Origin of the sequence: Haladaptatus sp. R4 (assembly GCF_001625445.1) — an archaeon.
GTDB lineage: Archaea > Halobacteriota > Halobacteria > Halobacteriales > Haladaptataceae > Haladaptatus.
Map to the genome: position 1 here is coordinate 16,543 of NZ_LWHG01000028.1, position 24,491 is coordinate 41,033.

Consider the following 24,491-nt stretch of genomic DNA (forward strand, 5'->3'; position numbering starts at 1 on the left):
TCGACTCGGGGTAATCTCGAATATATGTGCAGATACGTACAGAATGAATCGACGACATGAACTCACTAACCAAAGACATATGCCCACTCAGTCACACTAACTTAACGCCTGCGGATAGTGTCTTCACTGTCGCGGCAGGCAGTCGGTACTGCAATGTGTCTCTGACGGGTGCGGCCTCTACCGCCGTACCTCACATTCTGATGGACGACCCGGAGATGCGGTCGAGAGACGTTTCTATCTCGGGGTCGTCGAAGGCGCATTCGACCGTGTTCGTCTCAATGTTGTAACTGATAAGTCCGCAGTCCGAGAGTCGCGGGAGATGATTGTGGTGTAGTTCGATGGTAAGTTGTCGACGGTCCGCCGTGGGGACCGACTCGTCCTCGGCGAGGACAGTGACGAGTTCTGCCAGCGAGACAGGTGGTTCGTGCACCGAGAGATATCCGAGAACGATGCGACGGAGGCGGTGTTCGAGGACGGTGAGCAGTTCGGATGGTGATGGGGTGGTAGTTTCGTTTCTACGTCCGAGTGAATGCTGACTTGTGACCATACGTATCTCCTTGTGAGTGGGTTCGTGGTGGTATCGGGCCGTCGCGTAGCGGGAACCGACGCCCGAACCGAACGCCCGGGCGGAAAAACCATCGAAACGAGGGCTTATCACTTTAATTCACCAAATGGAATTCGAAATCGAAAAATCGTATCTTCTCCTAAAACGGGTCTCGAATCCCGAACGAGGTTTATAACTGTTTCTGTGTTTTAAGCCAGATTTATAACAATCGGGTGGGAAACCGTCGGTAACTCATGTCCGACGAGAGTGGACCGGAAGCGCTGATTTCGACAGTCGTCAAGCGTGCCGGATTTCTCGCCGCACTCTCGTCGGGACCGATCCCGAAACACCATCTCGGGGACGAACTGGGCGTCTCCCGTTCGACGGTGTACAAAGCGGTGCGGGAACTCCACGAGTACGACCTCGTCGAGCGAACCGACGACGGACTCGCCTTGACGCTCGTCGGACGGATACTCGCAAGCGAGTACGATTCCTTTCGAGCCACCGCCGAAGACGTCCGTCGAACCCGCCAACTGCTCTCCACCCTTCCATCGGAGGCAGAGCTATCCACCGCTCTCCTCGACGACGCCCGGACGGTTCTCGCCGAGCGACACGCCCCCAACTATCCGATACGGTCGTTCAGGGAGATGGTCGACAGCGCGGACGCCGTGCGCGGTATCTCGCCGGTGGCACTTCCCCAGTACGTCGAACTGTTTCACGACCGTGTCATCGACGGGGACATGACCGCAGAGTTGGTACTCGAACGCCCCGTGGTCGAGTTCCTCGTCACGGATTACGGTCCGCAGTTGAACGAAGCGCTGGACTCGGACCAGCTATCTATCTGGGAGATGGACGCGACGTTCCCGTACGGACTCATCGTCGTTGAAGGCGCACACGACGGCGTCAGTGTCGTCGTCTACGACGAGCGGGGCGAACTCCGTGGTATCATCGCGAACGACACTCCCGCTTCGGTAGAGTGGGGAAAAGACGTGTTCGAATCCTACCGCGAGCGGGCGACCCTCGTCGGCGGGAGGTAACTACCGGTCTTCCCATTCCGGGTCGCGGTCTTCGAGGAACGCGTCGATTCCCTCGTTTTTGTCCCCCGACGCGAACAGCAGGGCGAACAGTTCCGCTTCGTACTCGATTCCTGATTCGAGGTCCATCCGACTGCTCGCTTTCACCGCCTTCTTCGCCAGTTCGAGTGCCGTCGGGCTCTTATCGGCCATCCGACCCGCGAGTTCGTACACGCGGTCCTCGAACTCCCCGTCTTCACGGACTTCGTCCACGAGGCCGATTTCCCGGGCTTCCTCGGCGTCGATGATCTCCCCGGAGAGGACGAGTCGCATGGCTTGTCCCTCGCCGACCAGTCGCGCCAGTCGCTGGGTGCCACCGCCGCCGGGCATGATGCCGAGGTTGATCTCGGGTTGGCCGAGTTTTGCCCGCTCGTGTGCGATACGCACGTCGCAGGCCTGCGCGAGTTCACAACCCCCGCCGAGTGCGTGGCCGTTGATGGCCGCGATGACCGGCTTTTCCAGGTCGTCCACGTACTCGTACACGCGCGGCCGCTTGCTCGCTTCGCGCTGGGAGAGCGCGTCCCGTTCCCGCAGCTCCTTCACGTCGGCCCCCGCGACGAACGCCTTCGCCTCCGACGCGCCCGTGAGCACGACGACGCGCACGTCCGGCGACGCCTCCACGGCGTCGAGGACGTCCTTCAGTTCGGCGCGCACCTGCGCGTTCAGCGCGTTGCGCGCATCGGGCCGGTTCAGGGTGACCGTGCCGACGTACCTCTCGACGTCGAAATCAACCGTTTCACACTCGCTTGCGACCTGTTCGGGACTGCCGGGGCTGTCGTCCGATCCGGTGTCGTCGTCAGTCATTCGTCGTCACCGCCATTCATTTGTCCCGACACTCCCACGATTTCGCCGTCCTCCCAGACGTAGAACCCCTCGCCGGTCTTCTTGCCGAGTTTTCCGGCGCGAACCTTCTGGCGCAGAATCTGCGGCGGGCGGAACCGCTCGCCGAGTTCCTCGCGGAGGTGTTCGAGGATACCGAGTCTGACGTCCAACCCGACCACGTCGCCGAGTTCGATCGGTCCCATCGGGTGGTTGTAACCGAGTTCCATCGCCGTGTCGATGCCTCGGGACTCGCCACGCCCTCCTGTAACATGCGAATCGCTTCGACGCCGAGAGCGACGCCGAGGCGCGAGGACGCGAATCCCGGCGAGTCGTTGACCTCGACGCCCACCTTGTCGATGCCGTCCACGAACTCGGACGCGAATTCGACCGTCGTCAAACTACTCTGTTCGGGAATCACGATTTCGACCAGTTTCATGATGTGCACCGGATTGAAAAAGTGTAGACCGATGGCCCGACTCGGATCGTTCAGTGCGCTGGCGATTTCGGTCAGCGAGAGCGACGAGGTGTTCGACGCGATGATCGCGTCGTCGGACGCGAACTCCTCCACATCCGCGAACGTCTCGCGCTTTATATCCATCTTCTCCGGCACCGCCTCGACCACCATGTCCGCGTCGGTGACGGCCGCTTCGAGGTCCGTCGTCCCGGAAATTCGGCCGAGTGCGGCTTCCTTCTCGGCTTCCGAGACCTTGTCGCGCTCGACACCTCCTTGGAGGTTCGCCTCGATGCTCTCGATGCCGTTCTCCACGAACTCCTCCTCGATGTCGCGGAGCGTCACGTCGTGACCCGCCATCGCCGTCACCTGTGCGATTCCGTGACCCATCGTCCCCGCTCCGAGTACGCCTACCTTCATCGTGCAAAAACGCGTTCGGACGCACGAAAAACGTTTATCTCCGGGTCCGATACGGCGGCAGGTCTCTGATATCGTTTATCCATCGTCCCTGTCTGTATGATTTCCGAGAATTACGTCGAACGTATTGCCACCGTAACCGTTTACAGAAAGCTTTTATCCTCGCCGGGAAATCGACTAATTGTCTCGGGTAGGGGTACACGAGACAAGATTTCTTTCGAAGCAATCAGTTCGAGACGGGAGTTCGTCACGTCTGCCCGAAATCGACTGACGAGTATCTAGTATCTTCGGCCCGTGATGGGGGAACTGTCGAGGGTCGGTTATTCGTTCGCTCCCCGTTTTCCTGCCCTCGCGCCGGAGTTCGACCTCCGATCGGTACGGAACCCCGACCCGATCTCGAGATTCAGTCAGTCGGCTGAACCTCGAACTACGACCAGAGCGGAGCTCTGGTCTAATTTAAAGTTCGTCTGTCGGACGAACTTTAAACCACTACTGGAGCATAGCGCCAGTATACTTTAAAATCTAGCCGGTGGCTGGATTTTAAACCCGTACCTCGTGACGCCTTCCTGCGTATAGATACGACGCATCGTCGTCTCCACCGAATCGCCGATTTCGAGGGTTCCGGGTTCGGCCCCTGCCACCTGCGCGGGAACGCTCGCCTCCCCGCCATTCGGTCCGGAGAGGGCGACGACCGCCACGTCGAAGTCGCCCGATTTTGCCTGCTGTTCGGCGAACTCGGGAGGAGCGCCGCCCTGCGAGATGGTCGTCACGGCTTCGACGGTTCCCTCGCCGGTCAGTCGCACGTCGTCGTACTCGCCCAGCGAGTTACAACCGTTACACGCGCCTTCCGGCGGGAAGTTCAGCGCGCCGCAGTCCGGACACTTCCCGGCGAGCAATCGGTGTCGCTGGTCGAGCGTGCGTCGCCACGACGGCACGCTGACGTACGCTCCGCCACCGCTCGGCGGGCCGGAGGTCAGGTCGCCGCGCAGTCGGAGATATTCGGCGTAGGAAACGGGGTCGTCGCCGTCGAGCGCCAGCGAGACGGGAACGTCGCCATCCGTCTCGATCACGAACGCGTCCGCCCCCGCGCCGCTGCCGAACGAGGCGGCGAGGATTCGTTCGTGACCGTCGGCGAGGGATTTGGCCAGGCTCAGCGGGACGCTCGCCGCGCCCGTGTCGCCGAGTTCGTGGTCGAGCGCGCCCGCCCGAATTTCGTCGATGCCGACGCCGAGCGCGCCCGCGGCGCGGTACGGGAGTTTCCCGTCGGGTGCCTGCACCGCCGCAGCGTCCACTTCGTCGGCGTCCAACTGCCCGACTGCGCCCGCGAGCGTTTCCGAGAACGCTCGTCGGTCGTAGCTGGTGACGCCCAATCCCTCGACGCTCGACGCGCCGTCTCGCGGAAGCGCGTGCCGGGGAATTCCGTCGTGTATTCGGCCAGTTCGACCACGCTAGCGGGGCCGTCGTCCGCGAGGAGACGGCCGCCGCACCCGCGCCCGCCGCGTGGTCTTCTCCCGAATCCGGTTCGCCGCGGGGAGCGTCCGCGGCGACGACCAAGCCGACGCCGTCGTCCCACGGGCCTGCGGCGAGTCCGGCCACGAGCGCCCGCGTCCCGGCGCGGGTGCTTCCGGTGACGACGGTGCGCGTCGCGTCGTCGGGTACGCCGAGCATGCCGCCGAGCTCGGGCGGTCACGTCCTCCTCGGCCATCGGCGGCGTGGTGGAGGCGAAGGCGAGGAACGAAATTTCCGGAGTTCCGGCGGCGTCGAGCGCCCGCCGTGCGGCCTCGTAGGCCATCGTCAGGGCGTCCTCGTCGGCGTTCGGCACCGATTTCTCGTTCACTCCGGCGGCGTGGAACTGCCCCCACGCCTCGCGGAACTCGTCGGCGGAAATCCGGAACCGCGGCGCGTAGGCACCGACCGCGGCGATTTTCATGCTTCCACCTCCGATTCCTTTTCGAGCACGTGGACGACGGCCGCCCCGCCGCTCCCGCCGACGTTGTGCGTCAGGCCGCGTTTCGCGCCTTCTACTTGTCGTTCGCCTGCACTTCCCGAGAGCTGTTTGTACGCTTCGACCATCTGTCCGGCCCCGGTCGCGCCGATGGGGTGTCCCTTCGATTTCAGGCCACCGGAGGTGTTGACGGGGCGTTCGCCGCCGAGTTCCGTGGCGCCCGAGGCGACGAGTTCACCGGCCTCGCCCGGTTCGCAGAAGCCGAGGTCCTCGTAGGCCAGCAGTTCCGCGATGGCGAAACAGTCGTGGACCTCCGCGAAGTCGATGTCCTCGGGCGTGACATCTGCCATCTCGTAGGCCGATTGGGCGGCCTCGCGGGAGGCCGGAACCGAGGTGTAGGTGTCGCGCTGGAACAATCCGACGCGGTCGCTGGCCGCGCCGACGCCCGCGATTCGGATGGGGTCGTCGGTGTACTCGTCCACCACGTCCTCGCTCACGACGACGGCGCAGGCCGCCCCGTCGCTCGTCGGACAGCAGTGATACAGCGTGAGGGGGTCGGCGACGACTTGCGCGTTCATCGCGTCCTCCAGGGAACACTCGAAGCCGAGTTGAGCGTGCGGGTTCTTCGCGCCGTTGGCGTGGTTCTTCACCGCGACGCGGGAGAGATGCTCGGCGGTCGTGCCGTATTTCTCCATGTGTGCGTCGGCCATCTGCGCGTAGACGCCCGCGAACGTGGTTCCCGAGAGGCGCTCCCACTCGGTTTCGCCGGAGACGCCGAGCCAGTACTTCGTCGCGTCGCTCGACGTGTCGGTCATGACTTCGACGCCGCCCGCGAGGACGATGTCCGCCATGCCGCTCTTGACGGCCTGCACGGCCTGCCGGACCGCGTAGCCGCTCGCCGCACAGGCGTTCTCGACGCGGGTGCACGGGATTCCGTCGAGGCCGACGTGTTCGGTCACCGCCGGGCCGGAGAGACCCAGTTGACGGCCGCCGACGCCGAGCGTGCCGACGACTGCCTCGTCCACGTCGTTCGGGTCGATACCCGCCGGGACGCTGTCGCAGGCCGCTTCGAAGGCGGTGCGGAACAGCGACCGGTAGCTTTCGTCGGGGAACGACCCGAAATCCGTCTGGGCCGCGCCGACCAAGTACGCATCTCGCATGTCTCGAACTGGCAGTCGTGGGGGGAAATAACTGCCGTCACCGCCACGCTTTCGCCGGGATGGGTTCCCATCGCTTCCACGATACCGGCGGGAGATTCAAGAACCTCGGCGGCCTACTGGCGACCGTGTACGGACACGCGGCAATCAAGGTGAAGGACCGGCACGGCTGACGTGGTCGGCATCGACATCAGCGGTCGCCACGAGGAGGAAGGCGAGTACCTGATGGTCGCCGCCGCCGTCCACGCGACGGTCGGAACGACACGACTTCACAGCGTACGGGGGATGGGCTTTGCGGTCAGTCACGCGGAACCGACGCTTTCGGAAACGACGAGAGTCGTCGCCGACGCCGTTTTCGACCTCCCGGACCCGACGGCGGAGCCCATCGTCGCCGAACGAGGAGAATTCTACGAGGAGCCGATTTGGATGGTCGAACAGTATCTCGAACCTGATTTTAAGTACGTCGAGAGCATAGCTGAACGTGAAACAGTGCAGGCCGCACACCACGCCGCGTACGCCGCCCGCAAACTACTCCTATGAAAGCGATACTTGCAAAACGGGTAGATGACGGAACCGCTTCCATCGACGAACTGTCGGAGTTGGCCCGCGCCGCGGGCTACGACGTCGCCGCGGAAGTCACCCAATCGAGAGAAGAGGACGCCGCATACCAGTTCGGCGAGGGGAAGGTCGCGGAACTCTCCGCGGCCGTCACCGAACGGGATGCCGGAATCGTCATCTTCGACAATCAACTCGGGCCGTATCAGACGTACAACCTGGGCCAGCGACTGCCCGACGGAACCGAGGTCATCGACCGCTTCCGATTGATCCTCGAAATCTTCGGCCAGCGCGCCCAGACGCGGAAAGCGCAGTTGCAGGTCGAGTTGGCGGAACTGCGCTTCGAACTGCCGCGCGTCGAGGCGAAGACGAGCCTCGCGAAACGTGACGAGCGGCCGGGATTCATGGGGCTCGGTGAGTACGACGAGAGCCACGAACAGGCCATCAAGGATCAGATAAGCCGCATCAAGGACGAACTGGACGCCATCGCGGACAAGGAGGCGGACCGCAGACAGAAGCGCCGCGAATCGGGATTCGACCTCGTGGCGCTCGCGGGATACACGAACGCGGGCAAATCCACGCTCCTCCAGCGCCTCGCCGAGGACCTCGAAATCGGTGAGAACGACGATTTGCATCCGGACTTGGACCCGACCGCGGAAGCCGAGGACCGCCTGTTTACGACGCTCGGAACCACGACCAGAAAGGCGGACATCGACCGGCGGGACGTGTTGTTGACGGACACGGTCGGGTTCATCAGCGACCTTCCACACTGGTTGGTGGAATCGTTCAAATCGACGTTGGATGCGGTGTACTACGCCGACCTCGTGTTGCTCGTGGTGGACGTGAGCGAACCCGTAGACGACATCCGGGAGAAACTCGTCACCTGTCACGACACGCTGTACGAGCGCAATCAAGCGCCCATCGTGACGGTGTTGAACAAGATCGATGCCGTGAGCGACGAGGAACTCGATGAAAAGCGGAAGGCGCTATCGGCACTCGCGCCGAATCCGGTCGCTATCAGCGGTAAGGATGATCTGAACGTGGCGGAACTCAAACGGCGTATCGATATCGAATTACCCGATTGGGAGTTCGAACGCCTCGTCATGCCGATGACGGATGAAACGATGAGCGTCGTATCGTGGGTTCACGATCACGGACGCGTGGAGGACGTGACCTACACCGACGACGAAGTCGTGGTCGAGTTCGAGGCACGGCCCTCTATCGTTCAACAATCCCGGTCGAAAGCGAGTGATCTGACGGCGGTGCCGTCGGCTTAAAGCATCGAATATAACGATACGGCCCCGTTCGAGCGAATCCACGCGCAGTGGTTCTTTTGATCGTAAATGAGGACTGCGTCGTCCTGCACTTCGAGTTCGGCGTATCGGTCTTTGTCCCGGTTCGGTTGGGAGTCGTCTGCTTCGTGCGTGCTCGTGGTCATGCGATTCGGTAGTTTGTTTGTCTCCATTGTTCGGTAGCAACCCCTCAGTGATAAGTGTTACCTACTACCATGGTTTCTCAGTATTCGATAGGCGACGAAGCATCATAACTGTTCGCTATCGGAGACATTCTATCTGAAGTACCGTTACGTGGCAAAATCTAGTCGGGATGCTTACCTAACGGTATTTAACCCGGTAAAAAGCCGAAAAACGGTTACTATCGGTAAGTCGATTTCGTGACGTAACTTTTTATCAGCTGACGACCTATTCCGCGTATGAGCGACGAATCGGAACGGCTGACCATGTGGTGTGCGGGCGAGGATTGGTGTCCGATCACCGCGACGGCGACGCTCGTCGGCAAGAAGTGGCATCCCGTCATCGTCCATCGACTGCTCGTGAGCGGCCCGCTCGGGTTCAATGCCCTCAAGGAGGAAGTCGATGGCATTTCGAGCAAAGTGCTTTCGGATAGTTTGGAGGATTTGGGCGAAAAACGCCTCGTCAACCGCGAAATCGTGAGCGACAAACCGGTGCGGGTGGAGTACTCGCTGACGTCCATCGGTGAATCGCTCGAACCCGTCATTCTCTCCATGCGCGACTGGGGGTCGGAGTATCTCGCCCCCGCCGACGACCCGGACTCGGCGATGGTGTGAATCCGGGCCCGCTACCGTTCCAGTTCCCGTTTTTCCTTCTCGACCACGCGAACGTTCCGGATGGCGGTGTCCGGATACCCTCCGTCAGCGTCCTTCTCGACGGCCTTCACCATGTCCCAGACGACGTTCAACCCCGTCGTGACCCCCTCCAGTGCTTCCATCTCACACCCCGTCTTCCCGGTCGTCTCGACGGCGACCGAGAGGACGACTCGGTCGTCCCGCACGTCGAACTCGGTGTCCACGTTCGTGATCGGAATCTGGTGACACATCGGAATCGTCTCCCACGTGTGTTTGACGGCCTGTACCGCGCCGATTCGAGCGGTCGCCAACACGTCGCCCTTCTTCAGGTCGTTCTCCCGAATCGCGTCGACCGTCGAGGGTTTGAGGTGGATCTCGCCCTCGGCGGTCGCCCGACGAGCGGTGTCGGGTTTGTCGCCGACGTTCACCATCTGCACCTCGCCCGATTCGTCCGTGTGGGTCAGTTCACCGTCGTCGGTTCCGTTTTCAGACATCGTCCGCACCCCACATCGCCGCCGGAATCGTTTCGAGCATGTCGGAGGCGAACAGTCCCTCGTAGCGGCCGTCGTCGTAGCACAGGTCGCCCGCGCGTCCGTTGACGAACGATCCGACGCAGGCGGCGTCGAACGCTTCCGTCGTCCCGAACAGTCCGGCGACGATTCCGGCGAGCAGGTCGCCCGTGCCGCCGACCGTCATGCCCGTGTTGCCCGTCCGGACGACTCGCGTTCGCTCGCCGTCCGAGATCACGTCGGTCTTCCCCTTCGCCAGCACGACGTGGCCGATGTCGGCCGCGAGGTGCTCGATTTCGTTGGTGACTTCGGTCAGGTCGTCCGTGTCCGGCCCGCCCATCTCGGCCAGTTCCTTGCGATTCGGCGTGCAGACGAGGGTGGCGTCCGTTTCGAGGTCCGGAATCGCCGGGAGCGCGTCGGCGTCAACGACCGCTCGTCCGGTGTAGGATTCGAGGAAGTCCGTCGCCGCGTCGAGGGTTTCGTCGGCGTTCCCGAGTCCCGGCCCGATGACCACGGTGTCGTCGTACGATTCGGCGGTGTCGACCAAGTCGTCCACCTGCTCGGGCGTGAGAATGTCGCCGTCGTAGGGTTGGACGATGAGGTCCTCGGCGTAGCCCTGAATCACGCTCGCCACGGAATCCGGCGCGGCGACGAACGAGAGGTCCGCTCCCGCCCGTAGCGCGGATTGGCCGGCCAACGCGGGCGCACCCGTGAACGGCCCGCCACCGATGACGAACACGCGTCCGCCGACGTTCCCCTGCACGCTCCGGAGGTCGCCCGGTCCGACGATTCGTTCGGCGGCGGCGGGGATGCCGATGTCCGAGACGGTCACGTCGGATGCGACGTCCGCGAGTCCGGGTTTCATGTCGTGGAACGTGACGACCGCGTCGGCTTCGACCGCAGTACCTTCGGATTCGCCCGAATCGGCGTCCACACCCGAGGGGACGTCCACCGCGAGAACGGACGCGTCGGCGTCGTTGATGGCCCGCGCCGCCGTCGCGGCGGGTTCGCGGAGCGCCCCGGTCACGCCGGTTCCGAGCATTGCATCGATCACGAGGTCGCAGTCGGGGAGTTCGAACGCCCGGGAATCCGTCACCTCGGTCGTGTCGTAGTCGGCCTGCTGAAGGGCGTTCCAGTTCTCACGCGCGATGTCGGTACCGAGGGTTTCGGCGCGGCCAAGTAGCAGGACGGACACCTCGTACTCGTCGAGAAACCGCGCGGCGACGAAGGCGTCCCCGCCGTTGTTCCCCCGCCCTGCCACGATGGCGACGTTCGCTCCCGGCGAAGCCATCTCCCTGACGCGGCGGGCGATGGCGTTTCCACTCGATTCCATCAACTGTTTGCGGGGCACGCCGAGGTACTCCGCGTTCTCGTCCACGGCGGCCATCCGCGCTGCGGTTATCATACCCGGCCGTTCGGTCGGATTCCGGGTTAACGTTATGGGCTAGGGCGGTTCGAGCCGTGCGATTCGGTAGCGGCTTCAAGAGGGAGGAATAGCGGTTCGCTCTGTTGGGGTGAGAGCGCTTTCAGGATACGCCTCTCGTTACCCCCGACTCATTCACGTTATCGTCGCTATCGCGGGCGTTTTCGGACGGACTCGTGGGCCGCCGTCTCGTCGCCTTCCTCGACGGAGTACAGCCGTTTCACCGGTACCACGGTGTGCATCTTGGCCACGCCGCCGTCGTGTCGTCGCCACTTGATCGAATCGTGAAGGATGTAGCGCCGGGGCGCGCGCGCCTTCAGTTCGGCGACCAACTCGTCGAAGCGCTCGGCGTCGAAACGCTCCTCGGGGACGAAGTCGGTATCGACGACCAACGAATCCCGGCGCGGGACGCGGTCGAGTCGGCCTTCGCAGACGCGTTCGAACTCGACCGCCAACGACGGTAACTCGGTGTCGAGCGGGAGCTTGACGTACGCCTGCCTGTAATCCGGCCGGTTCGTTTTGCGCTTCCAGTATCGCGAGAACCAATTCGTTATCCGCGTACCCATTCGCGTGCCACCTTGAACCAATTCACTCAAACCGGGATAGTAGGTGTTTCGCTGTCCGTATCTCGCGGATTCGTGACGCATCAAGCGACGACAATTCTCAAATACGAAGCAGCGCAGTTCCTCTCCACGAGAAATCACAAATGCTTGACTTTCATCTCGATTACGACGCCCGCCGCCAGCACGAGCGCGCTCGCGTAGGCGACGTAGCCGTACGGTTGACTCGACACGAGGAAGTAGTGGCCCAGAACGGCGGCGGCGGCGAGGTAGAACCCCGCCGACAACAACAGCAGTCGACGGCCGTCGGTGACCGGGACTGACCCCGGAGCGTCCGTCGTGGAAGCGGATTCGCGTTGCGGCCAGTCGTCATCGTCGTCCCAATCCTCCGAGTCGAGGGACGGCGGGTCGGCGAGCATCGAGCCCTCGTTCGATTTACCTCGGGACGAACCGTGTCTGTAGAGTAACGTGCGTATCCACGACGTGCCGGGATTCAGGCTGTCGCGGAACAACAGCAATCCGATGAGGAGCGCGAAATACGCTGGGAAGAACGTGTAGCGCGAGGAGAGAAACGACTTCGACGGGTCGTTCTCCGAATAGTGGATGACGACGCGTTTTCCTTTCGGATACTTGCTCAGAAATCTCGCGGCTTTCGATTGTCCCCCACTCCCGCCGGGCCGCTTGGCCGACGAGTAGATATTGTCGTTCGAATACGACGTCCCTCCGACTGAGTAGCTGTATTTGACGGTCGGGTAGTACGACTTCGAATCGCCGAACAACGACGGTTTCGTATCCTGTTCCGAATGAATGGACGTGGCGACGACCGTGCCGTTCGTCGTCTCGTACGTATCGACCATGTGATGTTGGCGATAGACGGACATCCCGCCGTAACCGATCAACGCGATTGCGAGCACGAAGGCAACGACTCTGAGACTACGATTCTGCATCATGCGACACTGATACTTCTATCGTCCGGTATAAATTACCTATCGGCCAACACGAACGCGACGGGTGGGAGAAAACGCACTACCCGCCACTCGTACCGAGGATTTCGGCCGTCTCCGAGTCTCTATCGCGCTCGGTACATTTCGTTCGTCACGCGTTCGTCCGCGAACACGCAGATATCACGCATCGCAGATATCACGCGTGTCTGTTAGCGCGTGACGGCGGCGGAATCTGCGCCTCGCTCGACCCCGGCGCGTTCGGGAGCAGGCACCGCTCGGGTTCGCGGTTGACGTGGGCGTACTGGTCCGGTGCGTTCGCCAGCGGATGAGCCGGATTCTGCTCGCTTCGAATCCGTGCGGCCCGGAGTTCGCCGAACCCGGCGATTCTGGCGCGGATGCCCCGCCAATGGTACTTACCCGCATGCGGGACGGAGAACGGTTTCGGCGGTCGCCAGTCCGTCCGGTTGTGAGCGAGAACGGCGTTGTTGACGTTGGCGGCCAGTTGGTCGTGGTCTACCAACACGCCGACTCGTGCGTGCTTCGGTGCGCGGACGGCCAACACGTCGAGTCCGAGGTGAAGCGCGCGATATTCGGCGACGTTGTTGTCGGGGACGCCGTCGTCGGGGACCGAGAGTCGGGCGACCCGCCTGCCGTCGCGTGTCTCGATGATGACCCCGAGACCACCGTCGCCCGTCTCCTGGTCGAACGACCCATCGCTCGTGATGTAGAAGTCACGATGGTGCGTGTGAGGCGGGTGGGCGATGTGTGGGGTGGGCGACTCATCGAACAGGTCACGTAATGAGGGATGACGGCCGTGAACGGCCATATCTGTCGTATCGGTGTAGTATTACATAAATGTGCGGTTGGGTTCAGTAGGAAATGTCATGAGACAATAAAACGCGGGCGATGTTGTCCCATACCACAGATATATATGTAGTTACCCGCCATGTCAGGGTATGCCCGACGAGAGACTCAATCGGCGGACGTATTTGAAATTTGCAGGCGGTGCGGCAGCGTCGGCGGCCCTGGCTGGCTGTCTCGGTGGCGGAGACGGCAACGACCAGAACGACGGTGGTGGCGATGGTACCGACAGTACCACATCGAGCACCGACAGCGGTGGAAACGGGAACTCGTCATCGGGCGACCTCCCCGCGACCATCACGCAGGGACAGATGCCGTCCACGCTCGACCCGCACAACCACCGGGAGACGACGACGGACAACGTCGTTCTTCAAGCCTACGAAGGTATCCTCTCGCGCGATAAGAAGGGGAAGATCACGAAGCAGTTGGCGACGAAGTACGAGCGAACCGGCGACAAGACGGTGGCGTTCACCATCCGCGACGACGTGAAATTCCACAGCGGCGAAAAGCTCACGCCGGAGGACGTCGCGTTCAGCGTCAACCGCATCGTGAAATCGGACGTCGGGAACCTCGAAAGCCCACAGAGCGACCAGCTTTCGGGCGTGACCGGTGCGGAGGTCAAAGACGGCAAAGTCGAGGTCACGTCGGACGGCGTGAATCCCATCGTATTCGGCCTCTTTGCGACCTACTGCGACGTCATGCAGAAGAAGTGGGTGCAGAGTCACGAGAAGAACTACATCGCGAAGCACATGAACGGAACCGGCCCGTTCAAACTCAAGAAATACACCGAAGACGTGAAAGTCGTCTTCGAGCGCAACGAGGACTACTGGCGCGACCCGGCGGCGGTGTCGGAACTCACGTTCAACGCGGCGAAGGAGTCGAGCACACGGGTGAACCAACTGCTCAACGGCGAGACGGACATCATCGTCAACGTCCCGCCGCAGGATGCGGGGAACGTGAAAAATTCGAAGAAAACCACCCTCTCGGCCGTTCCGAGCACGCGCATCATCTACAACGCGATGCGCTACGACGCGAAACCGTTCGACAGCCCGAAGTTCCGACAGGCGATGAACTACGCCATCGACCTCGACAGCATCATCGAGAACATCCTCTCCAGTTTCGCCGGTCCGACCGGCCAGCCAACGCTGGAAGGGTTCACCGGCTACAATTCGAACGTCAAACCGTACCCGGCGAAGAAGAAGAAGGCCGAACAACTCGTCGAGGAGAGCGGCAACGCCGGGGCGAAGATTACACTTCACACGCCAGTCGGACGGTACCTGAAGGATGTGGAAATCGCACAGGCGGTGGCCAAACAGATCGACCAGCTCAAGAACGTCAACTGTTCGGTGAAACAGCGCGACTTCAATTCGCTCGCCGGGGAGCTGACCGACGGCAAGATCGACACCGGTCCGAAGTTCTACCTCATCGGTTGGGGGAACGCGACGTTCGACGCGAGCCAAACCATCATCCCGCTCCTCACGACGAACGGGGCGCTCACGTCCTACAGCAACAAGGACGTGGACAAGATGATGAAGGAAGCACAGAACATGCCGGGCGGGGACAAGCGGAACCAGAAACTGTACAAGATCAACAAAACGCTCCACGACCAAGCGCCGTGGATTTTCCTCAACCGGCAGTACAGTGTGTACGGCGTCAGCCAACGCATCAACTGGGAGGCACGCCGTGACGAACGTATCGACGCCTACGCCATCTCTTCAAAGTAGATGAATCAGTTATCGATGGGGTGTTCATAGATGTCGATGGGACGGTTCCTGTTCCGACGGGGCTTACAGGGAATCTTCGTCATCTGGGGGGTCGTTACCGTAGTGTTTCTCCTCAGGTTCGTCACACCTGGAAGTCCGATTACGGTCATCGCTCCGCTGAACGCCTCGCCACAGTTGAAACACAGAATCGCAATGGAACTCGGCCTGAACAAACCGTTGTACGTCCAGTACGGCGAGTACATCTGGAACCTCCTACACGGGGATATGGGGTACTCGTACGTCTCCGGGACGCAAGCCAGTTCGCGCATCTTCGCGCGGCTTCCGGCGACCATCGAACTCGCCGTCGCGTCCAGCATCGTCGCCATCGTGCTCTCGATCCCGTTGGGCGTCATCAGCGCGACGCGACGCCACGACCCGGTCGACTATCTGGCGACGACGTTCTCGTTGACGGGCATCAGCACGCCGAACTTCTGGCTCGGAATCATGCTGGTGTTGCTGCTGGCGGTCGGCGGGTCGTTCCCGACCGGCCATCGCGGCATGGGGTTCTTCCCGGCGGTTGAGATGCTTCTCACGCAGGGGAGCATTAGCGGACTCGTCACGTGGGGGAAACACATCTTCCTCCCGGCGATCACGCTGGGAACGTACTTCACCGCGCTCATCACCCGGTTGACCCGGAGCGGCATGCTCGACGAACTCGGGAAGACCTACATCCGGGCGTCGCGGGCGAAGGGACTTCCGGAGACGCTCGTGCGATACAAACACGCGCTTCGGAACACGCTCATTCCCGTCATCACCGTTCTCGGTCTGCAACTGGGGACGCTCATCGGCGGCGCGGTCATCACCGAACAGGTGTTCGCGTGGCCCGGCCTCGGGACGCTGATCATCCACTCGATCAACACCCGTGACTGGCCGCTCATTCAGGGGACGCTCATCATCATCGGGACGGGCTTCGTCCTCGTGAACATCGCCGTGGACTTCCTGTACGCGTACATCAACCCGCAGGTGGTCTACGAATGATCTCTCCCCGGACGCTCCGGAACCTCAAACGCGAGTTCCGCAGCAGCCTGTTGGCGAAAATCGGCCTCGTGCTCGTCATCGCGGTCATCCTCGTCGCGGTGTTCGCGCCGTTCATCGCCCCGCACAACCCGTACAACCAGAATTTGGACGACTCGAAACTGCCGCCGCTCGGCTTCAGCAAGCAGACAACGCAGACGAGTTCGAAGATGGTCGATGGACAGGTGAAGATCGTCAACAACACGACCTACGTGAAAGCACAACCCTCCCATCCGCTCGGGACCGACCAACTCGGGAGGGACATCCTCTCACGAGTTATCTACGGGGCGAGAACGTCGCTCCTCGTCGGTATCTTCGGGACCTTGTTGGCGATGCTCATCGGCGTCACCGTCGGACTGGTCGCGGGATACTACGGTGAACTCGTGGACGACGCGCTGATGCGAAGCGCGGACATCATGCTGGCGTTCCCGTCGCTCGTGTTGGCGATTGCGCTCGTCGGCATGTTCGACCAGCAGGTCATCAGGGTCCCCGACCCCTTCGTGGCCAGCGGCCTCGTTTCCGGGATGCCCGCCAAAATCGGGGTCTCGGCGACGGTCGTCGTCGTCGTCGCGCTCGTCAACTGGGTGTGGTTCGCCCGCGTCTCACGCGGCGAGGCGCTGACGGTCGTCGGCGAGGAGTACGTCAAGGCGGCCCGCTCGGTGGGGGCGCGCCACTCGTTCGTCCTTCGTAAGCACATCCTGCCGAACAGCGTGACGCCCATCATCGTCCTGGCGACCATCCAGATTGCGGCCATCATCCTGCTCGAAAGCTCGCTGTCCTACCTCGGCTTCTCCGGGGTGAACCTCTCGTGGGGCTTCGACATCTCGCAGGGGAAGGACTACCTCGCCACGTCGTGGTGGATTTCGACGGTGCCGGGATTGGCCATCGTCATCACCGTCATCGGCATCAACCTCGTCGGTGACTGGTTGCGCGACGCGCTCGACCCCGGCATCGACGGCGAAGGGGGTGGCGTATGAGCGACCTGCTTCGCGTGCGTGACCTCTCGACCCGTTTCTTCACGGAGAACGGGCAAGTCAACGCCTGTGAGTCAATCAGCTTCGACGTGCGGGAGGAGGAAGTGTTCGGAGTCGTCGGCGAATCGGGGTCCGGAAAGAGCGTCGCCGCGCTCTCCATCATCGACCTCGTGGAGTCGCCCGGCAGGATCACGTCGGGCGAGGTGTGGTATCGGAACCCCACGCTCGCCGAGGAAGTCGGAGGCAATCGTCCCGAGGCGGTCGACGGCGAGTTCGTGGACATCCGGCAGTTGACGACGCGGGAACGCCGCGCCCTGCGCGGCCCGTCGTTCAGCATGATCTTCCAGGACCCGATGAGCAGCCTCAACCCGTCGATCACGGTCGGCGAACAAATCGCCGAGGCGGTCGAAGTCCAGCGACGGGCGAAGGCAAACCCGCGTTCGACGCGCTCGCGGACGCAGGGCTACGGCCTCGGAAGCCTCATCGCGGGAACCATCTTCCCGTCCCGGGACTACGTCAGCGAACCGAGCCGGGCGAAGGCCATCGAACTGCTCGAACAGGTCGGGATTCCCGACCCGGCGGACCGCGCCGACGAGTACCCCCACCAGTTCTCGGGCGGGATGCTTCAGCGGGCGATGATCGCCCAAGCGCTCGCCGGTGAACCCGACCTGCTCATCGCGGACGAACCGACGACGGCGCTGGACGTGACGATTCAGGCCCAGATCCTCGACCTGCTTCGGGAGTTGCAGGCCGACACGGGCATGAGCATCATGCTCATCACGCACAACCTCGGCGTCGTCGCCCGGATGTGCGACCGCGTCGGCGTGATGTACGCCGGGGAACTGGTCGAACACGGGACGCTCGAAGACGTGTTCGACGACTCGGTCCACCCGTACACGCAGGGGCTGCTCGGGTCGCTTCCCGACTTGGAGGACCCCGCACCGCGGCTGCAACCCATCGAGGGGAACGTCCCCGACCTGATCGATTCGGAGATGGACGACCGCTGTTACTTCGCCGACCGCTGTCCGAAGGCGATGGAGGAGTGTCTGTCACATCCGTCGATGCACGACGCGGGCGGCAGCCCCGAACACGAAGCGCGCTGTGTGCTCACCGAGATGGAGTACGACGAAGCGAGGGCGCTTCCGTCGAACCACTTCGAGGACGACGAACGAACCGAACCCATGGAGGCAAACGATGACTGACCACCTCGTCCGCGTCGAGGAACTGCAGAAGTACTACTTCGAACAGGACACGCTGACCGACCGCCTGCTCGGCCGCGAGCCGAAGAGCGTGAAAGCCGTCGATGGCATCTCCTTCGCCATCGAGGAGGGCGAGACGCTCGGACTGGTCGGCGAATCCGGCTGTGGGAAATCCACGACCGGTGAGACCCTGTTGGGTCTCCGCGACGCGACCGACGGTCGCGTCGTCTTCGACGGGCAGAACGTCTACCAGATGGACGACCTGACCGAATTCAGAAAGCGGGCACAGGTCGTCTTTCAGGACCCGTTTTCCAGCCTCGACCCGCGGATGACGGCGGGCGAAATCATCCGCGAACCGCTGGACGTTCACGGCGTCGATTCGCGGGCGGAACGGCGCGAGCGCGCCCAGGAACTGATGGAGCGCGTCGGCCTGTCTGCGGGACAGATCGACCGCTACCCGCACGAGTTCTCGGGCGGCCAGCGCCAACGTATCGGCATCGCTCGGTCGCTCGCGCTGGAACCCGAGTTCATCGTGTTGGACGAACCCGTCTCGGCGCTGGACGTCTCCGTGCAGGCGCAGGTGCTCAACCTCCTGCAGGACCTGCAGAACGAACTCGGGTTGACGTACCTGTTCATCGCCCACGACCTCTCCGTGGTTCGGCACATCTCCGACCGCGTGGCGGTGATGTACCTCGGCGAAATCGTGGAACTCGGACCGGTGGACGAGATATTCAACGACCCACAGCACCCCTACACGAAGGCCCTGCTGGAGAGCGTGCCGCGTGCGGACACCAGCGAACAGGAGCGCGACATCCACACGCTGTCTGGCGACGTGCCGTCGCCGCGAAACCCGCCGTCGGGGTGTCACTTCCGGACGCGGTGTCCGAACGTCATTCCGCCCGAGGACGTCCGAATCTCCCAGTCGGCGTATCGCGAGGTGATGGACTACCGCGAACGCCTCGAATCGGGCGACCTGACGCGCCACGGGGTTCGGGAGTTGGTCGCCGGGGCGAACGAGAACCCCGAGGAAATCGGGGACGAGGCGCTTATCGCCGAGTTGTGGGACGAACTGTTCGACCACGAACTCGACGGCGACAACCGCGAAACGGTCGCCGAATCGTTCGAGCGGTTCGTCTCCGGCGACCGCGAGGGTGCCGTTGCCGTCATGCGTGACCGCTTTGCGAGCGTCTGCGAGCGTCAGAATCCGGTGCTCCAGAACCGCGAACACCCGGCGGCCTGCCACCTCTACGATCAACCGGAACCGCCGAAGACGGAGTCGGAATCCGAACCGGGAATCGAATCGTCGGCCGATTAACCTCCCCCGATTATTTTCACGCTTCGAACCCGTGTCCACGGACGAAGAGTTATACGCGAAGAAGCAGTACTAGATGAACCCCAATGGTCGCCCGTGAGTACGATTTTTGGCTGCTCGATCTGGACGGGACGCTCATCGACATCGACCCGGCGTACGTTCGCTCGGTGTTCGACCGCGTGAGCGACCGTCTCGGACGCGAATTTACCGACTACGAATCCGAAATCATCTGGCACGGTCTCGGCGGGTCACGCGACGCACAACTCAGCGCGTGGGGTATCGACCCCGTCGAGTTCTGGGAGGTGTTCCACTCCATCGAGGACCCGCAGGTCCGCGCGGAGAACACTTTCCTTTACGACGACGCCGAATTCGTCGCCGACCTCGACTGCCCGGTCGGATTGGTAACCCACTGTCAGCGCTTTTTGACCGACCCGGTGCTCGACGGACTCGACATCCGCGACTGGTTCGACACCGTCGTCTGCTGTGACGAACAGTTGGGCTGGAAACCGAATCCCGAACCGGTCGAACACGCCATGACACAACTCGGCGTCGGCACGAACGAGCGTGGCGTCCTCGCCGGCGACGGGTCGAGCGACATCGGTGCGGCGTGGAACGCGGGATTGGACGCCGTCCACGTCGAACGCCACGACCCGTCCCGGAGAAAACAGTGTGTCCTCGGCGATTATCGGATCAACAGCTTCGACGAGCTATGGATGAACTCCCGGCAGACGTTCGAGAACACCGACTAACGTCGAATCGACCGCCGCGGCCAGTTCCGCTACGCCCTCCTTCTCCTCGCGGTTTGGATTGACGAGGATTCGAACTCGTTCCTCGCCGAGGGACACGAATCCCAATCCGAGTTTTTCCGCCGTCGAACGCAGGCCGAGGCCCGCATCCGCCGCGCCCGCCGAAACTTTTCTCGCCGGGCTTTCGTGGGCCTTCACGGTGAGTTCGAACCCGTCGACGGATTCGACCAGTTCGCGACGGGTCGTATCGCGCTCGTCGGCGAGGTCGGCGACTGCGTTGCCGAGCGTCGTCCGGAGGCCGGAGTCGGTCCCACGGTTGATGAACCGCAGGTCTCGGTCCACGAGGTCGGCCAACCCGTCGATGTCCTCGGGATTTCCGGACGGGACGACCAGTCCCCACTCGCGGTGATAAGACGCCAGTTCGGTGCCGCCGCTCGCGTCCGAGGCGGAGTCGTTCGCCGTCCCAGTCGAACCACGCTCGGCGTCTCCTGAAACCACCGCGAAATCCGGCACGCCGTTCCGGAGGCGGCGCAGGCCTTCCCGGCTACCGAACGGGAGATAGCGCGGCGAGTCGAGAGAGTCGAGCAGTCGGGAGAGCGCGGGGTCGTCCTCGCCGACGCCGAGGACCGAGGGGGTCCGAACGTCGGGCGAGAACAGTCGCACGGAGACTTCCTCGCCTTCCCCGAGATACGCCGTATCCGGTGGGACCGTCACGACGCCGTCGGCTTCCACGAGGCTGGTCGTCGCTCCGCTTCCCTTGTCCACCGGATAGGCGAGCGTGCGGCCGTGTTCGTCCTCGACCAAGCCGGTCGGCATGAGTCGCATCCGGCCCTCGTCGTAGCGTTCCTCGGCGGCCATCCGGGCTTCGACGGTCGCCGTGGCCGGTTCCGGGAGTCCAGCGGCGTCGCGGATGGCGGGCGCGACGAAGGTCTGGAAGATGGTCAGCGCGGAGACGGGATACCCCGGCAGGCCGACGTACGCCGAATCGGGGAACCGCCCGACGAGCATCGGTTTGCCGGGTTTGACGGCGACGCCGTGGAGCAGGAGTTCGCCGCGCGATTCGATGACGCGGTAGATCACGTCCACCGCGCTCGCGCTGGTCGATCCGGACGACAGGACCAGGTCGCACTCCTCGGATGCCTCCAACAGCAGGCGCTCCATCTCCTCGTAGTCGTCGCCAGCGTGCGGATAGAGGACAGGGTCTCCGCCCGCCTCCGCCACGGCGGCCGCGTCGTGTAACTGTTTACGTCGTAGATCTGTCCCGACTCGTCCGAAAGCGGGTTGCCGGGACGGACGAGTTCGTCGCCGGTGGAGATGATGCCGACGGTCGGCGTTCCGCGGACGGGCACTTCGTCCGCGCCGAGCGCCGACAGCAGCCCGATTTCGCGGGCGGTGAGTCGCGTTCCGGGTCCGAGCGCTCGTTGGCCCGCCGCGATGTCCGCACCGGCGAGCATGGTGTGTTCTCCGGGCGTGAGAGCGGTACGGACTTCCACGCCGTCCGCGCCGTCGCGCTCGACGTAGTCGGTTCGTTCGACCATCACCACGGCGTCCGCGCCGGGCGGCATCACCGCCCCGGTGGAAATCTCGACGGCTTCGCCCTCGCCGACCTCCACGTCGGGTTCCGTCCCCGCGTGCACCTCCCCCACGAGGTCGAGGACGGCGGGGTCGGCCTCGTTCGCGCCGAAGGTATCCCTCGCCTGGACCGCGAAGCCGTCCATGCTCGCCCGGTCGAACCCCGGCACGTCGCGGTCGGCGTCGAGTCGCTCGGCCAGTACTCTACCGCGCGCTTCGGTGAGCGGGACGTGCTCGCGGTCGCCGAGAGGTCCAACGAGGCGATCGCTTCGTGTGCCTCCTCGGGTTCCGCGAGGTCGCGGAACTCCTTTCGATCGGTCATGCCGACCACTCCCAGTTTCCGACCGCGACGGTCTCTCCCGCTGGAATCCCCTCGCGCTCCTCGGGTACTTCGACCCATCCATCCGCCAGCGCGACGCTGGAGAGGATGCCCGAACCGCTCGCTCGCGTGGGGGTGGCTGACCGCTCTTCCCCGTCCTCGTTCACCGTCACCCGAACGAACGACCTGATACCGGGTTCGCTTCGAATCTTGCGTTCGAGCCGTGCATCCGTCGTCGGGAAGTCATCGAGCGGCAGGTTGCCCGTCCACTTCAGCGCGGGCCGGACGAACTGGATGGCGTTGATGATGCAGGCGACCGGATAACCCGGCAACATCACGATCGGGGTTTCCTCGCCATCCGGGTCGGAATCCTCCGAATTCTCAGAATTTTCACTGGCCATCGTGTCGTGTTCGACGATATTGCCAGAACTCTTCGAGTTCTGGCTGCCAATCGGGCTATGCCCGATGATGCCGAGGGCGACCGGGTGGCCCGGTTTCAGCGCGACGCCGTGGACGATCACGTCGCCGATGGAGTCGACGACTTCCGGAAGCAGGTCCCGTTCCCCCACGGACGAGCCACCCGTCGTGACGACGATGTCGTGGTCGAGGTTCGACTCGATCGCCTCGCGGAGCGCCGTCTCGTCGTCGGTCACCACGTCGTGATACGTCGCGTCGCCACCCCACCGTTCCACGAACCGGGAAACCGTGAGCCCGTTGGTTTCGACCACTTCACCCGGCTCGGGATCGGTTTGCACGAGTTCCTCGCCGGTCGGAATCACGGCGACGCGCGGCGGTTCGTAGACGGTCACCTCGCGCACGCCGACGGATTTCAGCATGCCGAGGTCGGACGGCCGCAGACGATGTCCCTGCTCGTAGAGTGACTGTCCTTTCTCGACGTCCTCGCCGACGGACGCGACGTTTTCGCCCTCCGCGACGGCGTCGAACACTTCGATCTCGTCTCCGAATCGATCCGTTTGCTCTATCATCACTATCGCGTCCGCCCCCGCCGGTACTTCGCTCCCGGTGTGGACCCGAACTGCCGCGCCGGGGCCCATTTCCTCCGCTCTTCGGAGGGCTTCGGGCGACCGGCCGCCCGCTCCGAAGGTGTCCTCTGCCCTGACGGCGTAGCCGTCCATCGCGGCCTGCGAGTAGTGGGGGACGTTTCGCGGGGCGACGACTTCCTCGGCGAGCACCCGATCATCCGCGTCGAGCAGCGGGACGGATTCGGTGCGGTCGTGTCCGGCGACGACCTCTTGTAGTTGCTCACGCGCCGCCGCCACGCGTGTCGTTTCCTTGAACCCGGACTGCTTTCTGTCCGGTTGGTGGTCGCTCATATGAACCCGTTCGGGACGGCGGGCAAAAAGGAAGCGGGGAACACTTATCGTCTCGTAGACAACACGGTTCGGCATGGCCCTCCCTGATCAACCGCTCGCCCTGCTGATCGCCGCCGTTGCCGCGGTTCTCGGCTGTGCCCTGTTGTGGTACGGCGGGCGCGAACTCCTCCTCTCGTATCGAATCCTGACCAACGACCCGAGCGACGTGATGTCGCTCGGTGACGGCGGGCCTGTCGAGGTGGAAGGTACCGCGCAAGCCCAGGGCGGAACCCTCACGTCACCGTTTACCGGGAACGAATGTCTGGCATACGAGTACGAAGTAAAGGAGGAACGAAACTCCAAGAACGGTCGTAGTTGGACGACCATCGACAGCGGCTACAACTTCACGGCGTTTCGCATCGAGGACGGGACGGCCAGCGCGCTCGTCGACCCCCGCTCGGCTGACTTTCGGTTGAGTGCCGAGCGTTCCATCGACGTTCGCGGCGGGAAACGGCCGCCCGAATCGATACGGGAGTTTATTCGGCGAAACAAGGACGTCGGGTCGGAGGAGAAGAGCCTCGACCTGAAACTGTTCGAGTTGAACACCGGAAAGGACCGAAAATACGTCGAGAGACGCCTCGATGTCGGCGAATCGGTTCACATCCTCGGCGAAGCGCGGTACGACGCCAGTGCGGGGAGCGAAGCCGGGGAGGTAAACACCATCATCGGGTCCGGCGACGACACCAAGTTCGTCATCTCGGATACGGACGAACGCGGTGCAGCGCGACGTGCGGCGTGGAAGGGACTCCCGTACGTGTTCGCCGGAGTCCTGTTTTTCGCCATCGGCGCGTTCGTCCTCGGCCTGTAATTCGACCGCCAAGACCGCACCCTTTTTCGGCCCTGCGTCCTAAGAC

General features: G+C 63.1%; 21 protein-coding genes and 3 pseudogenes. 11 read left to right on the forward strand and 13 right to left on the reverse strand.

Annotated features, from left to right (window positions below; all coding sequences use genetic code 11):
* Positions 1-190: 190 nt before the first annotated feature.
* A complete protein-coding gene (locus A4G99_RS15095) occupies positions 191-547 on the reverse strand; it encodes a hypothetical protein (RefSeq protein WP_066146604.1) in 357 nt (118 codons plus the stop codon).
* Positions 548-798: 251 nt separating this feature from the next.
* On the opposite strand from A4G99_RS15095, the gene A4G99_RS15100 reads away from it, so the two are divergent.
* A complete protein-coding gene (locus A4G99_RS15100; RefSeq protein WP_066145368.1) occupies positions 799-1,581 on the forward strand; it encodes a winged helix-turn-helix domain-containing protein in 783 nt (260 codons plus the stop codon).
* On the opposite strand, the gene A4G99_RS15105 is transcribed toward A4G99_RS15100, so the two are convergent.
* From A4G99_RS15105 to A4G99_RS15120, 4 genes and pseudogenes are all read right to left on the reverse strand, one after another.
* Entirely contained in the window at positions 1,582-2,421 is an 840-nt protein-coding gene (locus tag A4G99_RS15105) for an enoyl-CoA hydratase/isomerase family protein (protein WP_066145371.1), read from the reverse strand.
* A pseudogene (locus tag A4G99_RS15110) lies at positions 2,418-3,310 on the reverse strand (3-hydroxyacyl-CoA dehydrogenase family protein). Before A4G99_RS15110 ends, A4G99_RS15105 begins: the two are co-directional and overlap by 4 nt.
* A gap of 512 nt (positions 3,311-3,822) precedes the next feature.
* Positions 3,823-5,237, reverse strand: a pseudogene (locus A4G99_RS29870) (zinc ribbon domain-containing protein).
* Entirely contained in the window at positions 5,234-6,412 is a 1,179-nt protein-coding gene (locus A4G99_RS15120; protein WP_066145374.1) for a thiolase domain-containing protein, read from the reverse strand. The pseudogene A4G99_RS29870 and the gene A4G99_RS15120 overlap by 4 nt, the downstream one beginning before the upstream one ends.
* A 180-nt stretch (positions 6,413-6,592) precedes the next feature.
* On the opposite strand from A4G99_RS15120, the gene A4G99_RS15125 reads away from it, so the two are divergent.
* Together A4G99_RS15125 and hflX are read left to right on the forward strand one after the other, a co-directional pair.
* Positions 6,593-6,949 (forward strand): DUF2209 family protein, encoded by a 357-nt coding sequence (locus A4G99_RS15125; RefSeq protein WP_082837874.1) that lies wholly within the window; start codon positions 6,593-6,595, stop codon positions 6,947-6,949.
* Complete coding sequence (gene hflX, locus A4G99_RS15130) at positions 6,946-8,241, forward strand: GTPase HflX (RefSeq protein WP_066145377.1); 1,296 nt, start codon at positions 6,946-6,948, stop codon at positions 8,239-8,241. The genes A4G99_RS15125 and hflX overlap by 4 nt, the downstream gene beginning before the upstream one ends.
* On the opposite strand, the gene A4G99_RS15135 is transcribed toward hflX, so the two are convergent.
* Positions 8,238-8,429: a hypothetical protein gene (locus A4G99_RS15135; RefSeq protein ID WP_066145379.1), complete on the reverse strand. Its 192-nt coding sequence runs from the start codon at positions 8,427-8,429 to the stop codon at positions 8,238-8,240. The two genes, hflX and A4G99_RS15135, sit on opposite strands and share 4 nt — an antisense overlap.
* Positions 8,430-8,675: 246 nt before the next feature.
* Between A4G99_RS15135 and A4G99_RS15140 the strand changes: the two genes are divergently transcribed.
* On the forward strand, positions 8,676-9,050 hold the full coding sequence (locus A4G99_RS15140) for a helix-turn-helix domain-containing protein (protein ID WP_066145382.1): 375 nt from the start codon (positions 8,676-8,678) through the stop codon (positions 9,048-9,050).
* Positions 9,051-9,061: 11 nt separating this feature from the next.
* Here the strand turns inward: A4G99_RS15140 and moaC are convergent, their stop codons facing one another.
* The 5 genes from moaC to A4G99_RS15165 all read right to left on the reverse strand — a co-directional run bounded on the left by moaC (position 9,062) and on the right by A4G99_RS15165 (position 13,330).
* The gene (gene moaC, locus A4G99_RS15145; protein WP_066145384.1) at positions 9,062-9,562 is read right to left on the reverse strand and encodes a cyclic pyranopterin monophosphate synthase MoaC; all 501 of its coding nucleotides are present in this window, start codon (positions 9,560-9,562) and stop codon (positions 9,062-9,064) included.
* Positions 9,555-10,982, reverse strand: a complete 1,428-nt coding sequence (locus A4G99_RS15150) for a bifunctional ADP-dependent NAD(P)H-hydrate dehydratase/NAD(P)H-hydrate epimerase (RefSeq protein ID WP_066145386.1) — start codon at positions 10,980-10,982, stop codon at positions 9,555-9,557. The genes moaC and A4G99_RS15150 overlap by 8 nt, the downstream gene beginning before the upstream one ends.
* A 167-nt stretch (positions 10,983-11,149) precedes the next feature.
* Positions 11,150-11,566 (reverse strand): hypothetical protein, encoded by a 417-nt coding sequence (locus tag A4G99_RS15155; protein ID WP_066146609.1) that lies wholly within the window; start codon positions 11,564-11,566, stop codon positions 11,150-11,152.
* Between the two features lie 134 nt (positions 11,567-11,700).
* A complete protein-coding gene (locus A4G99_RS15160; protein ID WP_223301911.1) occupies positions 11,701-12,510 on the reverse strand; it encodes a DUF3592 domain-containing protein in 810 nt (269 codons plus the stop codon).
* Between the two features lie 190 nt (positions 12,511-12,700).
* Positions 12,701-13,330, reverse strand: coding sequence for a reverse transcriptase-like protein (locus tag A4G99_RS15165; protein ID WP_066145390.1), 630 nt, complete (start codon positions 13,328-13,330; stop codon positions 12,701-12,703).
* Positions 13,331-13,460: 130 nt separating this feature from the next.
* Between A4G99_RS15165 and A4G99_RS15170 the strand changes: the two genes are divergently transcribed.
* The 6 genes from A4G99_RS15170 to A4G99_RS15195 all read left to right on the forward strand — a co-directional run bounded on the left by A4G99_RS15170 (position 13,461) and on the right by A4G99_RS15195 (position 20,376).
* Positions 13,461-15,089 (forward strand): ABC transporter substrate-binding protein, encoded by a 1,629-nt coding sequence (locus A4G99_RS15170; protein WP_190303776.1) that lies wholly within the window; start codon positions 13,461-13,463, stop codon positions 15,087-15,089.
* A gap of 30 nt (positions 15,090-15,119) precedes the next feature.
* Positions 15,120-16,106 (forward strand): ABC transporter permease, encoded by a 987-nt coding sequence (locus A4G99_RS15175; protein ID WP_066145392.1) that lies wholly within the window; start codon positions 15,120-15,122, stop codon positions 16,104-16,106.
* The gene (locus A4G99_RS15180) at positions 16,103-17,119 is read left to right on the forward strand and encodes an ABC transporter permease (RefSeq protein WP_066145395.1); all 1,017 of its coding nucleotides are present in this window, start codon (positions 16,103-16,105) and stop codon (positions 17,117-17,119) included. The genes A4G99_RS15175 and A4G99_RS15180 overlap by 4 nt, the downstream gene beginning before the upstream one ends.
* A complete protein-coding gene (locus A4G99_RS15185) occupies positions 17,116-18,318 on the forward strand; it encodes an ABC transporter ATP-binding protein (RefSeq protein WP_066145398.1) in 1,203 nt (400 codons plus the stop codon). Before A4G99_RS15180 ends, A4G99_RS15185 begins: the two co-directional genes overlap by 4 nt.
* Positions 18,311-19,630: an ABC transporter ATP-binding protein gene (locus tag A4G99_RS15190; protein ID WP_066145401.1), complete on the forward strand. Its 1,320-nt coding sequence runs from the start codon at positions 18,311-18,313 to the stop codon at positions 19,628-19,630. The genes A4G99_RS15185 and A4G99_RS15190 overlap by 8 nt, the downstream gene beginning before the upstream one ends.
* An 83-nt stretch (positions 19,631-19,713) precedes the next feature.
* The gene (locus tag A4G99_RS15195; RefSeq protein ID WP_066145406.1) at positions 19,714-20,376 is read left to right on the forward strand and encodes an HAD family hydrolase; all 663 of its coding nucleotides are present in this window, start codon (positions 19,714-19,716) and stop codon (positions 20,374-20,376) included.
* Here the strand turns inward: A4G99_RS15195 and A4G99_RS15200 are convergent.
* A pseudogene (locus A4G99_RS15200) lies at positions 20,335-22,267 on the reverse strand (molybdopterin biosynthesis protein). The gene A4G99_RS15195 and the pseudogene A4G99_RS15200 sit on opposite strands and share 42 nt — an antisense overlap.
* Complete coding sequence (gene glp, locus A4G99_RS15205) at positions 22,264-23,598, reverse strand: gephyrin-like molybdotransferase Glp (protein ID WP_066145408.1); 1,335 nt, start codon at positions 23,596-23,598, stop codon at positions 22,264-22,266. Before glp ends, A4G99_RS15200 begins: the two are co-directional and overlap by 4 nt.
* Positions 23,599-23,671: 73 nt before the next feature.
* Between glp and A4G99_RS15210 the strand changes: the two genes are divergently transcribed.
* Positions 23,672-24,445, forward strand: coding sequence for a hypothetical protein (locus A4G99_RS15210; protein ID WP_066145410.1), 774 nt, complete (start codon positions 23,672-23,674; stop codon positions 24,443-24,445).
* Positions 24,446-24,491 lie beyond the last annotated feature (46 nt).

What these genes read in the sequence shown, in the direction of transcription:
- A4G99_RS15095 (WP_066146604.1), bottom strand. Translation starts at nt 547, where the DNA reads ATGGTCACAAGTCAGCATTCACTCGGACGTAGAAACGAAACTACCACC.
- A4G99_RS15100 (WP_066145368.1), top strand. Translation starts at nt 799, where the DNA reads ATGTCCGACGAGAGTGGACCGGAAGCGCTGATTTCGACAGTCGTCAAG.
- A4G99_RS15105 (WP_066145371.1), bottom strand. Translation starts at nt 2,421, where the DNA reads ATGACTGACGACGACACCGGATCGGACGACAGCCCCGGCAGTCCCGAA.
- A4G99_RS15120 (WP_066145374.1), bottom strand. Translation starts at nt 6,412, where the DNA reads ATGCGAGATGCGTACTTGGTCGGCGCGGCCCAGACGGATTTCGGGTCG.
- hflX (WP_066145377.1), top strand. Translation starts at nt 6,946, where the DNA reads ATGAAAGCGATACTTGCAAAACGGGTAGATGACGGAACCGCTTCCATC.
- A4G99_RS15135 (WP_066145379.1), bottom strand. Translation starts at nt 8,429, where the DNA reads ATGGAGACAAACAAACTACCGAATCGCATGACCACGAGCACGCACGAA.
- A4G99_RS15140 (WP_066145382.1), top strand. Translation starts at nt 8,676, where the DNA reads ATGAGCGACGAATCGGAACGGCTGACCATGTGGTGTGCGGGCGAGGAT.
- moaC (WP_066145384.1), bottom strand. Translation starts at nt 9,562, where the DNA reads ATGTCTGAAAACGGAACCGACGACGGTGAACTGACCCACACGGACGAA.
- A4G99_RS15150 (WP_066145386.1), bottom strand. Translation starts at nt 10,982, where the DNA reads ATGATAACCGCAGCGCGGATGGCCGCCGTGGACGAGAACGCGGAGTAC.
- A4G99_RS15155 (WP_066146609.1), bottom strand. Translation starts at nt 11,566, where the DNA reads ATGGGTACGCGGATAACGAATTGGTTCTCGCGATACTGGAAGCGCAAA.
- A4G99_RS15160 (WP_223301911.1), bottom strand. Translation starts at nt 12,510, where the DNA reads ATGATGCAGAATCGTAGTCTCAGAGTCGTTGCCTTCGTGCTCGCAATC.
- A4G99_RS15165 (WP_066145390.1), bottom strand. Translation starts at nt 13,330, where the DNA reads ATGGCCGTTCACGGCCGTCATCCCTCATTACGTGACCTGTTCGATGAG.
- A4G99_RS15170 (WP_190303776.1), top strand. Translation starts at nt 13,461, where the DNA reads ATGCCCGACGAGAGACTCAATCGGCGGACGTATTTGAAATTTGCAGGC.
- A4G99_RS15175 (WP_066145392.1), top strand. Translation starts at nt 15,120, where the DNA reads ATGTCGATGGGACGGTTCCTGTTCCGACGGGGCTTACAGGGAATCTTC.
- A4G99_RS15180 (WP_066145395.1), top strand. Translation starts at nt 16,103, where the DNA reads ATGATCTCTCCCCGGACGCTCCGGAACCTCAAACGCGAGTTCCGCAGC.
- A4G99_RS15185 (WP_066145398.1), top strand. Translation starts at nt 17,116, where the DNA reads ATGAGCGACCTGCTTCGCGTGCGTGACCTCTCGACCCGTTTCTTCACG.
- A4G99_RS15190 (WP_066145401.1), top strand. Translation starts at nt 18,311, where the DNA reads ATGACTGACCACCTCGTCCGCGTCGAGGAACTGCAGAAGTACTACTTC.
- A4G99_RS15195 (WP_066145406.1), top strand. Translation starts at nt 19,714, where the DNA reads ATGGTCGCCCGTGAGTACGATTTTTGGCTGCTCGATCTGGACGGGACG.
- glp (WP_066145408.1), bottom strand. Translation starts at nt 23,598, where the DNA reads ATGAGCGACCACCAACCGGACAGAAAGCAGTCCGGGTTCAAGGAAACG.
- A4G99_RS15210 (WP_066145410.1), top strand. Translation starts at nt 23,672, where the DNA reads ATGGCCCTCCCTGATCAACCGCTCGCCCTGCTGATCGCCGCCGTTGCC.